The sequence below is a fragment of the Lentibacillus halophilus genome (assembly GCF_055395055.1).
The window spans coordinates 2,670,561-2,683,837 of record NZ_AP043750.1 but is presented as its reverse complement, the minus strand read 5'-3'; the positions used below and the strand labels follow the sequence as shown (position 1 = coordinate 2,683,837).

The following is a 13,277-nucleotide window of genomic DNA, read 5'->3' as shown; positions in this document are numbered from 1 at the left end:
CCTATCAGAACTGGTTATTTTCCCGGCTCTTTTTGCTTTATCAAATGGCACCAAATTCAGGACCCGGGCTGCTATTTCTTACGATACCGACTTTGCTTGACCAAATGTCTTATGGATATGGTTTCAGTTTAGTCTTTTTTCTGGTCATCATTGGCTCCATCACTACAGGAGTTGGTCTGATTGAAACACTTGCAGCCAATGTCTCTGAACTTTTTGGAACAGAAACATGAGCTTTTGGATGGTGATTGGCGAGACATTTTTATTGGTAATACCATCCATCTTATCGCAGGGGCTATAAGTGTGCATATTTTCGACATCGGTATTTTGGGCCTAATGTAAACGAAAAGAAGGGTAGTTATATATCGCTGATCGGAATAGGTGGGCCGACTCTCTCAATTTGAAAGTCTGGATGAAACGGTGGTAAGTACTTTGATTTTTGAAGGGGGATTATAGAATGCTCTTTTTAAGTGAACAAAATATGAAACAATCCGTGACAATGAAAGATATTATTGATGCTATTGATGAAACGTATCATATTTACGAATCACAAATCCATCAAATGCCAGAACGTATGCAGGTAAAGGATCATGATAATACGCTATTATTAATGCCTTGCCTAACTGATGACGCAATGGCAACGAAACTTGTCACCGTGTTTCCAAATAATCAGGAACACCCGACATTAAATGGATTAGTAGTGCTTAATAGCCAGGAAACAGGTGAAGTGAAAAGTGTATTAAATGGAACGTTTCTCACCGGCATGCGTACCGGCGCTGTTGGGGGATCGGCGGTTCGTCATTTGTCGGATGAGAGTGCATCTTCGCTGGCCGTTATAGGAACGGGCACACAAGGTTTTTATCAAGCTATTGCAGCGTGTACTGAAAGGCCTATCAAGGACATTTACTTGCATAATCGTTCCAAAGATAAATTAGAATCATTCAAAAAGTCATTGATGGATTGGATGGGCGAAGACATTAATGTGCATATCGCCCCTACCCCGGAAGAAGCTATTAATGACGCTGATATTGTTATAACAGCAACAACATCCCACGACCCTGTATTCCCTGACTCACCACATATGTTGGAAAACAAACTATTTATCGGTATCGGATCATTTCAGCCTGGCATGAGGGAGTTCCCTCAATCGCTTTATACTATTGCAGATGCTCTGTTCGTTGATACTGAGCACGCTATTGTTGAATCGGGAGATATGGCTGTTCCACTTGAAAAAGGATGGATTACTAAAGATTCTATTATGACAATGTCGCGTCATATTGAAAAAAAGACTCAGATTAATAGTGATAATAACCCCGGAACAACCGTATTTAAATCAACGGGAATGGCATTATTCGATGTCGTTGTTGCTAATTTAATATATAAGAAAGCACTAGAAAATAATACTGGAACGAAGCTCTCCATGTGAAGTTGAGAAATAATTAGATAAATAAATGAAAGGAGTGGAAGAAATGAAGTCGAAATCAAGGCTTTTTGATCCCGGTATTATTTTGGTTTCTATTTTGCTTATTTGTGCTGCAGTTGTATTGATATGGTGGCCGACTGATGTTTACCTTATGGGAATCTCTTTAGCAGGCTGGTTAATGTTTTCAAGTTATGGTATATGGTTTATTTTGGCCGTAATTTATGTTGTTTGGAAGGAAAAACAGTCTAAAACAAAAAACAATTAATGAACGGGAGGGAAATTCTGATATGCAAATACTTGAAACCGTTATATTAGGAGTTTATCTGGTTTTAATGACATTAATGGGAATATACTTTACAAAACGTGCTCATTCGTCTGAAAATGATTATTGGACTGCAGGTAAAAGTATTAATACATTTGTAGGTGCGTTTGCATTATTTGCTGCTCTGGCAAGCTCCAGCTCATTAATGGGAGCGGTAGGTTCCGGTGTCGCGTTGGGGGTGCCTTTTTTATTTGCCTATGGGTTTGGTGCGGTTGCTATTTTGCCATTTACGCTTTTTCTTGTATCCGGTCAAATCAGACGTTCCGGTGTCAATACATTGCCGGAGTTTTTTAAACAGCGGTACGGTCAAACAGTGCAAATAGTAGCCGTATTCATCGTTGTGTTTGGGATGACGTTTTATATGGTTCCCCAACTTACAGCATCGGGATTGATTGGATCCCATGTTTTGGGGATTGACTACAAAACAGCTGTTATCGTATTGGGGATTGGTTTTACCATTTATGCAGCCTTGGGCGGAATGTGGGCTATAACGTATACCGACCTCATTCAAGGATCAGTTATGCTTATTGGCATGCTCGTATTATCACTGATTATTTTAGTTCAGCATGATGGATTTTCATCATTGATACAGGATGCTTTGGCAACAAGTCCGAATTTTGGTGATGTGACACAGCCCTGGATGTCCTATTTCGGGCTCTTTTTAGCGTTTCTGTGGTTTGGAATTGTTTCACCGTCAGCCGTCATGCGCAATTTTGCTTCGAAGGATGCGAAAACAGCACGTCGATCAGCCATGTGGTCCTGTTTGTTGTATTTATTGATATTTGCATTTGGGTTTATTGTAGCTGCGGGCGGAGCAAGTTTAGGAATAGCGGATGAATTGAACAATCAGGATATGATTTTTGTATCGGTAATTGAAAGTTACATGTCGCCACTTTTAGCAGGTATTATGCTTGCAGGGCTTCTTGCTGCTATCATGTCCTCTGCTGATGCAATGCTTTTGGCGATCTCGGCTGGCGTGGCCCGTGATATTTACAAGGAATATATAAATAAGAATGCATCTGAAAGCACTGTTACCAAAATAGGGTTTGTAGTCATGGTTGTTGCAAGTATTATCGGTATTATTATTGCCATCAATCCTCCTCAATTAATAGCAATTATGGTTGGATGGGTTGGTGGATTCTTATTATCTTCTTTTGGCTTTCCTCTTATTTTGGGTATATGGTGGAACCGGGCAAATAAAGCTGGTGCTCTGGCAGGTATGCTGGGTGGGGCATTTACGTTTCTTCTACTAGTCATTACAAAACCTTTTTCGCTCGTATCAGAACCAATCATTGCAGCCCCTGTTTCATTAATACTTGTCATTTGCTTCAGCCTGCTGACACAGCCACCATCACTTGATATCCGCAATCAGGTCAATCAGTATCATTCAGACGACGATGAAAAATCCAATATTAAAAAGACTGTTGGATGAGGTGGTATCAATGAAAAACAAGGAGATATCTATAATAGGAGATAATCAATTGATAGATAATAACGATTTGGGTTACTATGTCTATAAGTCGTTACGTATGTCCACTAAGTTAAAGAATGGGATAACAGTTGAGCGTTTAAGGTCGAACATCTTTCATACAGAGTTAATCTTTCATCCGATGTGGCTAGCAAAATTATTAGTTATAGCGGACCGAAAACCTTTCCCATCTAAAGAAATACCAATGATTGGTTTTGTGGATGCGGTTTCAGGGTACCGCGGATTATCCAGCTCGCTTAAAACAAATAAATATTCAATAGATCCCGCTAACATGATTGCGCCAAAAATAGAGGAATACGATGATGTTACGCGATATATACAAGACGTTCAGCATAGACAAATAAATCGTTCATATGTACTGAAAAAACCAAATCACAAAATAGTCGATTATTTTCTGGTTTATTTACCGCTTTGGAAAGTTAAATTGAGTGGTGACTTGCTGCCTGATTCAAGGATTATAAATGCAATTACAGGGGAATCTGAAACGTATTTAAGTGATCAGTGGGGAACGGATAAATGGTATTTAAAGACATACTGAAAAAACCATCACCCGATTTGTTATCAAACGTTTAAAACGTGGATAGGTGTGTATGAATCGAATAACGGGCTCTGTGGTTACCCGGCTGTATGTTTCGTCATATGGCCGGGTTTTTGTATAGTTGGGACAGCGGAACATGCTCATGCAGCAGCTCTAGCCCGTTGTTATAGTGGGTGGTACTGGGGATTCGTGAACGGAAGGCCTTATGGGTTGTTCCAGAAACTGCTGCAAGGCGTCGAAATTCTTTTCGGCTGTTTGATACCCTTGTTGATACAGCAATTTCAATTTTTCACTACTTTTTTCGATACGACTGGCTGTCAGGGTTTGTCTGGTATTTGGTGAAAGATGGAGTATAGGTGATATCGCTGGATACGTTTATTGAATTCCTATCAGGACTGGCTATTTTCCCGGCCTTTTTTGCTTTTCAAATGGAACCAAATACAGCATCCGGGCTGCTATTTCTTACGATACTGACTTTGCTTGACCAAATACCTTTTGGATATGGTTTCGGTTTAGTCTTTTTTGTCTGGTTTGCTTTCTTACATATTAAGTTAGCAACTACAACGTCGAATAATGCCATTCCCGTTGATTTAAACACGGTTGTTCCGGGTTTATTATCACTATTAACCTGAGTCTTTTTTTTTCAATATGACGGGTCATTGTCATAATAGAATCCTTGGTTATCCAGTCTTTTTCAAGTGGAATAGTTATATCACCTGATTCAACAATAGCGTGCTCAGTATCAACGAACAGAGCATCTGCAATAGTATAAAGCGATTGGGGAAACTCCCACATGCCAGGCTGAAATGATCCGATACCGATAAATAGTTTATTTTTCAACATATGTGGAAAGTCAGGGAATACAGGGTCGTGGGATGTTGTCGCTGTTATAACAATATCAGCGTCATTAATAGCTTCTTCCGGGGTAGGGGCGATATGCACATTAATGTCTTCGCCCATCCAATCCATCAATGACTTTTTGAATGGTTCTAATTTATCTTTGGAACCATTATATAAATAAATGTGCATATATTTTGATTTATGTGATAGATCGGCAAACATTTTCTTTCATTTTGTTAAGTATAAAAATAATAGTTATTATAAAAGAAATTAAAAAATCCATTGACATTTATTTATGTTTTTATTATTATTAGAATAATCAAAAATAAAAAATATTGAATACTATCTTTTGACTAAGGAGAAAAAGTTATTTGCATTCCCTATATGAGTGCATTTAATTTTTATTTAAATCAAATGATTTGAACAATATTTTATGAAAACGAATTCAACACGAAAGGAGTAAAAATATGAAGAATCAAACAAGCGATCATAATGTCAGCAAACCTGAAACCGATTCAGAATCAAGTGTGGAAAAATTATTCAATAAAAACGTTCATAAATCAAAATTAATTAAATTGGCAATTATTGCTGTTATCGCTATTTCAATGTCAATTTTTCATATGTATACATCTGGTTTTGGAGTTTTCGAAGCCTGGAAGCAAAGGTCTCTTACACTATCTTTTATTCTGCTTTTAATACCATTATTGTTTCCTTCGAAATTCGAGAAAAGATTGCTAAATATTATAATTGATTTAGCCTTCTTTATATTAGCTGCCTTAGTTGTGGTTTATTCATTACAGGTGTATCCGGATATTCTTTTTAGAGAAACTGACCCAAACCAAACAGATGTTATTGTGGGTGTTATCGCTGTTTTATTAGTATTAGAAGGAACTAGAAGAGCTGTTGGTTACTTTTTGTCAGCTTTAATTCTTTTCTTTGTCTTATATGCATATTTTGGAAATTACATGCCGGGTATGCTAGTACATCCAGGTTTTAGTGTTGAACGAATTGTTGCTACCTTTTATAATTCCACATCTGGTATGTTCGGAATCGTATTAGGAGCAATGTCAAACTATATCATTATCTTTATTATATTCGGTGCTTTTTTGCTCAAGTCAAAAGCAGGACAACTGTTTATTGATCTAGCTTACTCTTTAACAGGTTCAAGAAGTGGAGGACCAGCCAAAGTGTCCGTTTTTGCCAGCGGTTTAATGGCGATGACACAAGGAGCTGCTGTCTCCAACGTTGCGACAACCGGAACATTAACGATTCCATTGATGAAACGTGTGGGTTATAAACCGCATTTCGCTGGAGGGGTTGAATCTGCCGCCTCGGTTGGAGGGCAATTAATGCCGCCTATTATGGGAGCTTCAGCTTTTATAATTGCCTCTAACCTTAAAATACCATATATACACTTAGCACTTTTTGCTTTAATACCTGCTATACTCCATTATTTAGCCGTTTACTTTATGGTTCATTTTCAGGCCAAAAAGAATAATTTGAAGGGTTTGCCAAAGAATGAGTTACCTAACTTCAAAAATGTTCTGAAGGAAGGATGGCTTTTATTTCTTCCTATTATAATGATTATAGTCTTGTTGGTTATGGGCTACTCTCCACAATTTGCAGGTTTTTATTCAATATTGGGTATTGTTGCTCTGTCTGCAATTCGTAAAAGTACAAGAATGAGTTTAAAAGATATTTTAGCTGCATTGGAAATTGGCGGGAAAAATGCAGTTTCTATTGGCATCATATGTGCAGCTGCTGGATTACTTATTGGTAGTGTCAATTTAACTGGGTTAGGTCTCAAGTTCTCATCATTAGTGTTAAGTATTACTGGTGAGAGTGTCCTTATATCGCTGATACTTATTATGCTCGCATCTATTTTGTTAGGTATGGGAATGCCAACAGTATCAGCATACGTCATATTAGCAGTGCTTGGAGTACCCGCTTTAGTCAGCCTTGGTATTAACGAGGTGGCTGCACATTTATTTGTTTTATATTTTGCTATTATGTCGAATGTGACTCCTCCGGTAGCGGTAGCAGCCTATACAGCGGCGGCCATAGCGAACACTCAGCCTAATAAAACTGGGTTTAGTGCTCTAAAAATATGTTTGGGAACATTTATCATCCCATATATGTTTGTGTTTGGTCCAACATTATTATTACAAGGGAGTATTGGAGAAACTACAATAGCTGTTATCACTGCTGTATCCGGTATTTTAGCATTAACAACATCTCTGATTGGTTGGATGTTTACTGATATGAAACTATTTGAAAGAATCCTTGGTTTTGCCAGTGCACTTTTTCTGATGTATTCAGGTCTTATCACCGATGGAGTTGGTATTATGCTACTGTTTTTACTATTAGTGATTCAATATACACGAAACAAAAGGGCGGTGTATGGTCATCTTCAGGATAGTTTAGGTAGTTAACCAATTTTAATTTTGGCAAATGGGGGGGATTTATGCATTAATTTTCTAGAGTTGTTTAATCGGTCAGTAAATAATTATTTTGGGAGGGTTTTTAATGAAAAAATTATTGAGTATGCCGATATTGGTATTTTTTCTCTTGTTTTTAGGTGCATGTGAGGAATCAGATAAAGCAGAATCAGCTGATAGTTATGAACCTGAAATGTCCAACATTGTTATTTCATCCGGACCACTTGGGGGAGGTTGGTATAATACAGCGGCCGGAATTGCTGAAATACTTATGCGGGAGATAGACGGCTTAAATGTGACTGTTAATGAAGGAGGCGGATATGAAAATATTAACTTAGTAGAAAAAGGCAAAGCTCAAATAGGTTATGCTTTCACAAATGATGTTATGTCCGGATTCACTGGAACTGGTGTATTTGAGGAAGATGGCAAGACTGAAAACGTTAATACATTTTTAAGTTTGTACAAATCACATCTACAAACAGTAACTTTGGCAGATAATGACATTGAATCATATGCGGATTTTGGTGATAAAGATATTCTTCCTGGAGAGGCATCTTACGCAACAGTTCAACATGTAGAAAAGATATTAAATTATTATGATATTTCCTATGATTCTATACGTGAGAATGGCGGAAGTGTCTCTTATACAGGGTATTCTGACATGACCGGGTTGGTTAAGGATGGTCATGCGGATGTTGCAATAGGTATGACAGCGGCACCTTCAGGGTTCATTATGGAACTTAACGCCCAGGATGATATTAAATTTATTGAAATGGAATCTGATGTACAAGAATATATACAGGAGGAAGTTCCCGGAATTACTCCAATGAAAATGCCTGCAGGGACTTATGATGGCCAGAGTGAACCGGTATCCACAGTTGGCTCTTACACAAACCTTGTAATGAGCAGTGAGGTCCCAGAGGAGTTGGCCTACCGAATTACAAAGGCCATAATGGAAAATAGAGATGAACTGGAAGAAGTAGACTCCGTATTATCTAATTTCAATGAAGATACAATGGTAGAGGGGTTGGAAAAAGAAAATTTACATCCAGGTGTGTTAAGATACTTGGATGAAAAATAAATTTTAGTGTATTTAGGGGGTTTCATTGTATTGATGTTCACATTGTACTTGGAATTACATGGGTAGCAGAAGTGTGGATGAAGCTGTTTTTTAATTCCGATCTGGTATACAACGGAAATACAACCAATAATAACCATTGAATAAACCTAGCTCATTTTCAGGAGAATGAAGACAACGTCAATGCCCTAAGGTGGGAATGATACCGCCTCAGATAACCTCCAGGGTTCCCAACGCGATTTGTAATTTGCATTCGGGAGTATAGCTTTAACCCACCTTAACAACTACCTTCTGATATCTTGGGTCAATTGAGGCGGGTGAGAGTGTATGAATCGAATAACGGGCTCTGTGGTTACCCGGCTGTATGTTTCGTCATATGGCCGGGTTTTTGTATAGTTGGGACAGCGGAACATGCTCATGCAGCAGCTCTAGCCCGTTGTTATAGTGGGTGGTACTGGGGATTCGTGAACGGAAGGCCTTATGGGTTGTTCCAGAAACTGCTGCAACGCGTCGAAATTCTTTTCGGCTCTTTGATACCCTTGTTGATACAGCAATTTCAATTTTTCACTACTTTTTTCGATACGACTGGCTGGCAATGGTTCTTCCGGTTGTATAAAAAATACGTGACCGCTCTGTTCCATGTCGAGCAGATCGTTTATCGTTTCGTTATAGCGTAAATGCCGATCCCGCAATAATTTGACTAGTTCAGGCTTGTTGCGGAAAAAATATTTGAAAAACCAGTTTCCTTTCGATGATGTTTTCACATAACCTCTGTGTCTTGTGAGCACGACGACGTGTTTATTTAAGCCGAGTTTCATAAGCGGACGGATCGGTATAGGGTCGGAAATGCCCCCATCCATTAACAGTTTGCCTTTGTAATCGATGCTTGGTGCCAGTACCGGTAAGGAACAGGAGGCACGGATGATGTGAAGCAAGTCTTCTTTGTTGGTGAACGTGTCATGGAAAAGCGGTCGTCCTTTGTCGATATCGGTTGTTCCAATGATGAATCCGGAGTCGGCTTGCAAAAACGATGAAAAATCCAAGGGGAACTGTTCGTTGGCCAATTTGTCAAAAATAAGGTCCATGCTGAATAGTTCCCGTTTTTTTAGCATGCGTTTCAAGGAAATGACGTCTGGATGTTTTCCCAATGCTTCGAGCAGTTGGTAATTTCGTTCGCGCTGTCTGGCGATATAGGAACTTCCAATCAGTGCACCTGCTGACGCTGTGGAAACATAGGGAAATGTCACTTGCCGGTCGAGGAAATAATCAAGCACGCCAACAGTGAATGCGCATCGCATGCCACCGCCCTCCAGCATGAGGCCTGCATTATGCTTCAATGTCTGCTACACTTCCTTTTTCGTTTTATCGGATAAGTAGCATTATAGCAGGTATTGTTCGCATAAACAATGAAGCTGCTTGCAGAGGCATGTAGGATCAAAGTGGTTTGATTATTTATTGTCACTGCCAAAAAACCCTTTAAATGCCTGGAGGGTCGCTTCCCGGTTGACCGCAGCAATGGAGGTTGTTATAGGGATTCCTTTTGGACAGACTTGCACACAATTTTGAGCATTGCCACACCCTTGCAGGCCGCCATCTTCCATGAATGCTTCAATTCGGTCGCTTTTGTTCATTTCTCCGGTCGGATGGGCATTTTTCAGACGGACCTGCGGGAAAACAAACGGACCTAAAAATTCGTTTTTGTCATTGACGTTCGGACATGCTTCCAGACAAATGCCGCACGTAAAACATTTGGACAGTTCATAGGCCATAAGACGCTTGTTCTCATTCATACGGGGGCCGGGGCCGAGGTCATAGGTCCCGTCAATGGGAATCCACGCTTTGACTTGCTTGAGCGAATCAAACATGTTGTCCCGGTCAATAATCAAATCCCGAACAACGGGGAATGTGCGCATGGGCTTGATCTGGATGGGCTGTTCCAATTCGTCAATCAATGTTGAACAGGCTTGTTGAGGAACGCCATTAATCACCATGGAACATATCCCGCACACTTCTTCCAGACAACTCATTTCCCACTGAACGGGTGACGTTTCTTGGCCGTTTTTGTTCACCGGATTTTCCCGGATGGCCATCAATGCTGAGATCACGTTCATATTCGAACGGTAAGGAACAGTAAATTCCTCCTGATAAGGTTCCGAATCCGGGTCATGTTGCCGTTCAATCACTAAATGTATCGTTTTCGTTTTTTCGTCGGTAGCCGTTGCCATTTCTGTCACCTTCCTGTCCTGTTTTTTTCCGTATTCTTTCTCTTCATAGTGTGGATAAATTTATTTATTTTATACGATTTGCCAAGGTGTGTCCGCTGATCATCGTTCTCCAATCCGTATAGGCTGTTTGTTTTTTGAAAGACTAATGGCAAGATATTTGATTCCGGATTGATTGGAGGATGGCTCTTTATGAAAAAAGTGACCATAGTTTTTTGGATCACACTGGCGATTACAGTCGGTTTATCCGCTTGGGGCGTTATTACGCCGAATTCATTTGAAGATATTTCAGCTGCTGTGATGAGTTATATATCGACTTATTTTGGTTGGTATTATTTGCTGGTTGTAACGCTGTTTGTTTTATTTTGCGCGTATTTGATATTCAGTCCATATGGTAAAATTAGACTGGGAAAGGCGGGTGAAAAACCGGAATTCAGTTATTCGTCATGGCTTTCCATGTTGTTCAGTGCCGGGATGGGGATTGGGCTTGTATTCTACGGTGTTGCCTCACCGGTCACCCATTATGCCATACACCCGCCAACGGCTGAGCCTGGTACAACGGCAGCTGTGAAGGATGCATTACGTGTTACATTCTTTCACTATGGCATTCATGCATGGGCTATCTATGCGGTGATCGCATTGGTACTGTCGTATTTTATGTTTCGTCAGGAGAAGCCGGGGCTCGTCAGTGCATCATTGGAACCACTGTTCGGCGATAAAATGAAAGGGTCGTTCGGGAAAGTGATTGACATCATTGCTGTGTTTGCAACCATTGTAGGAGTGGCCACGACGCTTGGATTTGGTGCGACACAAGTTAATGGCGGCATTTCTTATTTGTTTGCTGTTCCGAATACATTCTGGGTGCAGCTTGTGATTATTGTCGTTGTGACCGTTCTGTTTATGATGTCCATGTATACCGGCCTGAGTAAAGGCATTCAATATTTGAGCAATGCCAATATGGGGTTGGGTGCGTTGTTGTTTTTGTTCATCTTAATTCTTGGACCAACATTGTATATTATCAATTCATTTATGGATACAGTTGGGGAGTATATCCAGCAGCTGCCTCGGGAAAGTTTCCGATTGGCACCGAATGACGCAGACGAGCGGCAATGGGTGATGGACTGGACGATTTTTTTCTGGTCCTGGTGGATTGCCTGGGCTCCGTTTGTCGGTATATTCATTGCCCGTGTATCGAAAGGACGTACTATACGAGAATTTATATCCGGCGTTCTGATCGTTCCTACGGTAGTTAGTTTCCTATGGTTTTCTGCTTTTGGTATGGCCGGGATTGATGCGCAAAATAACGGAGCAAACGTTGCTGGTCTCCCTAAAGAACAGGCATTGTTTGCAATGTTTGATTATTTTCCGCTTAGCATGGTGTTGTCCATATTGGGGATTTTGCTGATCAGCACGTTTTTTATTACGTCGGCTGATTCGGCAACGTTTGTTCTTGGTATGCAGACGACCAATGGCTCCATGTCACCACCGACATCAGTGAAGTTTACATGGGGGCTGGCGCAATCGACTATCGCCGCGGTTCTTTTATATACCGGAGGCCTCCAGGCGCTGCAAAATGCGCTTATCTCAGCAGCTCTGCCATTTTCCCTTATCATGGTGCTTATGGTTGTGTCCTTTTCTAAAGCGTTGAAACAAGATAAGGAGAAGAACTGGAAATGATGCCGCCCTGACTGAAGCCGGGTGCCCATATTTAAAACATAGACAGAATTGTTATTTTATTATGTTTAATAAAATTTGCAAAATTACATGGTTCGTAGTATACTCTGTAATTACAGATTAATTTCCTAATTATTTTTTTATTAGGAAAATAGCTGCGAATTGAGGGATAGACGTGTCGTTTTTACATTGGCAGGAAAGTTTCCCGGTTACCAGGGAACTGAATGATAGATAAAACATAAATAAACATACTGGCAAAGGGGAGTGTTTGGAATGGAAGATCTTTATCCTTCCAGGAAAAAGGACCAGCCGGAAATTTTGAAGAGGAAGGATCCTGTGGTACACACAGATCGATCCCAGGATAATCAAGCCCCTATTTCCAAAGAACAGCTTGATTCCTACGAGCAAAATGGGTTTTTACAAATAGAAAACTTTTTCTCTGATGAAGAAGTGTCCGATATGCAAAAAGCCATTTTTGAATTGCAGGATTCCAACAAGAATGTCACGTCGGATAAAGTTATTCGTGAACCTAAGAGCGATGATATCCGTTCTATTTTTCACGTGCACAAAGATGACAATTACTTCAAAGATGTAGCAAACGATCAGCGGATTCTCGACATCGTCAACCATCTCCTGGGAAGCGATGTCTATATACATCAATCCCGCATTAATTATAAGCCAGGTTTTAAAGGGAAGGAATTCGATTGGCATTCCGATTTTGAAACATGGCATGTCGAGGACGGTATGCCGCGTATGCGGGCGGTCAGCTTGTCTATTGCACTGTCTGACAACTATGTATTTAATGGCCCATTAATGCTTATACCCGGGTCACAGAATTACTATGTCAGCTGTGTCGGTGAAACACCGGCCAATAATTATAAGGAGTCGCTTAAAAAACAAAAGGTCGGCGTTCCGGATAAGGAAAGTCTGCGCTGGCTCGCTGAAACTGGTGGCGGTATTTCTGTTCCGACTGGTAGAGCAGGTTCGATTACGCTATTTGAAAGCAATACCATGCACGGATCAACCAGTAACATGACGCCGTATCCGCGCAATAATGTGTTCATGGTGTACAATAGTGTGGAGAACCGTCTGACTGAGCCATTTTCGGGGGGGAAACACCGGCCGGAATACATTGCCGTAAGAAAAAGCGGTATACTGACAACAAGTTCATAAAATAGACAGCCGGGAAACTTTCCTGACTGAATAGAACCGGTATTTATACTAATGCGGCCGCTCTAAGGTACTAACCTCGGAGC

At 40.4% G+C, this 13,277-nt stretch carries 13 protein-coding genes; 9 read left to right on the top strand and 4 right to left on the bottom strand.

What is annotated here, in order from left to right; all coding sequences use genetic code 11:
• Positions 1-180 precede the first annotated feature (180 nt).
• The 5 genes from ACZ5Q7_RS13270 to ACZ5Q7_RS13250 all read left to right on the top strand — a co-directional run bounded on the left by ACZ5Q7_RS13270 (position 181) and on the right by ACZ5Q7_RS13250 (position 3,769).
• A complete protein-coding gene (locus ACZ5Q7_RS13270; RefSeq protein ID WP_343750381.1) occupies positions 181-339 on the top strand; it encodes a hypothetical protein in 159 nt (52 codons plus the stop codon).
• 115 nt (positions 340-454) lie between these two features.
• On the top strand, positions 455-1,423 hold the full coding sequence (locus ACZ5Q7_RS13265) for an ornithine cyclodeaminase family protein (protein WP_343750380.1): 969 nt from the start codon (positions 455-457) through the stop codon (positions 1,421-1,423).
• A gap of 43 nt (positions 1,424-1,466) precedes the next feature.
• Positions 1,467-1,685, top strand: a complete 219-nt coding sequence (locus tag ACZ5Q7_RS13260) for a hypothetical protein (protein WP_343750379.1) — start codon at positions 1,467-1,469, stop codon at positions 1,683-1,685.
• A 22-nt stretch (positions 1,686-1,707) separates the two neighbouring features.
• Positions 1,708-3,174, top strand: a complete 1,467-nt coding sequence (locus ACZ5Q7_RS13255) for a sodium:solute symporter family protein (protein WP_343750378.1) — start codon at positions 1,708-1,710, stop codon at positions 3,172-3,174.
• 10 nt (positions 3,175-3,184) lie between these two features.
• Positions 3,185-3,769, top strand: coding sequence for a hypothetical protein (locus tag ACZ5Q7_RS13250; protein WP_343750377.1), 585 nt, complete (start codon positions 3,185-3,187; stop codon positions 3,767-3,769).
• A gap of 153 nt (positions 3,770-3,922) precedes the next feature.
• On the opposite strand, the gene ACZ5Q7_RS13245 is transcribed toward ACZ5Q7_RS13250, so the two are convergent.
• Both ACZ5Q7_RS13245 and ACZ5Q7_RS13240 read right to left on the bottom strand, forming a co-directional pair.
• Positions 3,923-4,048: a hypothetical protein gene (locus ACZ5Q7_RS13245; protein ID WP_464433202.1), complete on the bottom strand. Its 126-nt coding sequence runs from the start codon at positions 4,046-4,048 to the stop codon at positions 3,923-3,925.
• Between the two features lie 279 nt (positions 4,049-4,327).
• Positions 4,328-4,831: a hypothetical protein gene (locus ACZ5Q7_RS13240; protein WP_343750376.1), complete on the bottom strand. Its 504-nt coding sequence runs from the start codon at positions 4,829-4,831 to the stop codon at positions 4,328-4,330.
• 245 nt (positions 4,832-5,076) lie between these two features.
• Here ACZ5Q7_RS13240 and ACZ5Q7_RS13235 point away from each other — a divergent pair, with 245 nt between their 5' ends.
• Both ACZ5Q7_RS13235 and ACZ5Q7_RS13230 read left to right on the top strand, forming a co-directional pair.
• Positions 5,077-7,041, top strand: coding sequence for a TRAP transporter permease (locus tag ACZ5Q7_RS13235; protein ID WP_343750375.1), 1,965 nt, complete (start codon positions 5,077-5,079; stop codon positions 7,039-7,041).
• Positions 7,042-7,135: 94 nt separating this feature from the next.
• Positions 7,136-8,128, top strand: coding sequence for a TAXI family TRAP transporter solute-binding subunit (locus ACZ5Q7_RS13230; RefSeq protein ID WP_343750374.1), 993 nt, complete (start codon positions 7,136-7,138; stop codon positions 8,126-8,128).
• 425 nt (positions 8,129-8,553) lie between these two features.
• Here ACZ5Q7_RS13230 and ACZ5Q7_RS13225 read toward each other — a convergent pair whose 3' ends face one another.
• Entirely contained in the window at positions 8,554-9,462 is a 909-nt protein-coding gene (locus tag ACZ5Q7_RS13225) for a patatin-like phospholipase family protein (RefSeq protein WP_343750373.1), read from the bottom strand.
• 111 nt (positions 9,463-9,573) lie between these two features.
• Positions 9,574-10,350 (bottom strand): succinate dehydrogenase iron-sulfur subunit, encoded by a 777-nt coding sequence (gene sdhB / locus ACZ5Q7_RS13220; protein WP_343750372.1) that lies wholly within the window; start codon positions 10,348-10,350, stop codon positions 9,574-9,576.
• A 189-nt stretch (positions 10,351-10,539) separates the two neighbouring features.
• Between sdhB and ACZ5Q7_RS13215 the strand changes: the two genes are divergently transcribed.
• Positions 10,540-12,024 (top strand): glycine betaine uptake BCCT transporter, encoded by a 1,485-nt coding sequence (locus tag ACZ5Q7_RS13215; RefSeq protein WP_343750371.1) that lies wholly within the window; start codon positions 10,540-10,542, stop codon positions 12,022-12,024.
• A 270-nt stretch (positions 12,025-12,294) separates the two neighbouring features.
• Positions 12,295-13,194: an ectoine hydroxylase gene (thpD, locus tag ACZ5Q7_RS13210; RefSeq protein ID WP_343750370.1), complete on the top strand. Its 900-nt coding sequence runs from the start codon at positions 12,295-12,297 to the stop codon at positions 13,192-13,194.
• Positions 13,195-13,277: the final 83 nt, after the last annotated feature.

What these genes read in the sequence shown, in the direction of transcription:
- ACZ5Q7_RS13240 (WP_343750376.1), bottom strand. Translation starts at nt 4,831, where the DNA reads ATGTTTGCCGATCTATCACATAAATCAAAATATATGCACATTTATTTA.
- ACZ5Q7_RS13215 (WP_343750371.1), top strand. Translation starts at nt 10,540, where the DNA reads ATGAAAAAAGTGACCATAGTTTTTTGGATCACACTGGCGATTACAGTC.
- sdhB (WP_343750372.1), bottom strand. Translation starts at nt 10,350, where the DNA reads ATGGCAACGGCTACCGACGAAAAAACGAAAACGATACATTTAGTGATT.
- ACZ5Q7_RS13265 (WP_343750380.1), top strand. Translation starts at nt 455, where the DNA reads ATGCTCTTTTTAAGTGAACAAAATATGAAACAATCCGTGACAATGAAA.
- ACZ5Q7_RS13235 (WP_343750375.1), top strand. Translation starts at nt 5,077, where the DNA reads ATGAAGAATCAAACAAGCGATCATAATGTCAGCAAACCTGAAACCGAT.
- ACZ5Q7_RS13250 (WP_343750377.1), top strand. Translation starts at nt 3,185, where the DNA reads ATGAAAAACAAGGAGATATCTATAATAGGAGATAATCAATTGATAGAT.
- ACZ5Q7_RS13255 (WP_343750378.1), top strand. Translation starts at nt 1,708, where the DNA reads ATGCAAATACTTGAAACCGTTATATTAGGAGTTTATCTGGTTTTAATG.
- thpD (WP_343750370.1), top strand. Translation starts at nt 12,295, where the DNA reads ATGGAAGATCTTTATCCTTCCAGGAAAAAGGACCAGCCGGAAATTTTG.
- ACZ5Q7_RS13260 (WP_343750379.1), top strand. Translation starts at nt 1,467, where the DNA reads ATGAAGTCGAAATCAAGGCTTTTTGATCCCGGTATTATTTTGGTTTCT.
- ACZ5Q7_RS13230 (WP_343750374.1), top strand. Translation starts at nt 7,136, where the DNA reads ATGAAAAAATTATTGAGTATGCCGATATTGGTATTTTTTCTCTTGTTT.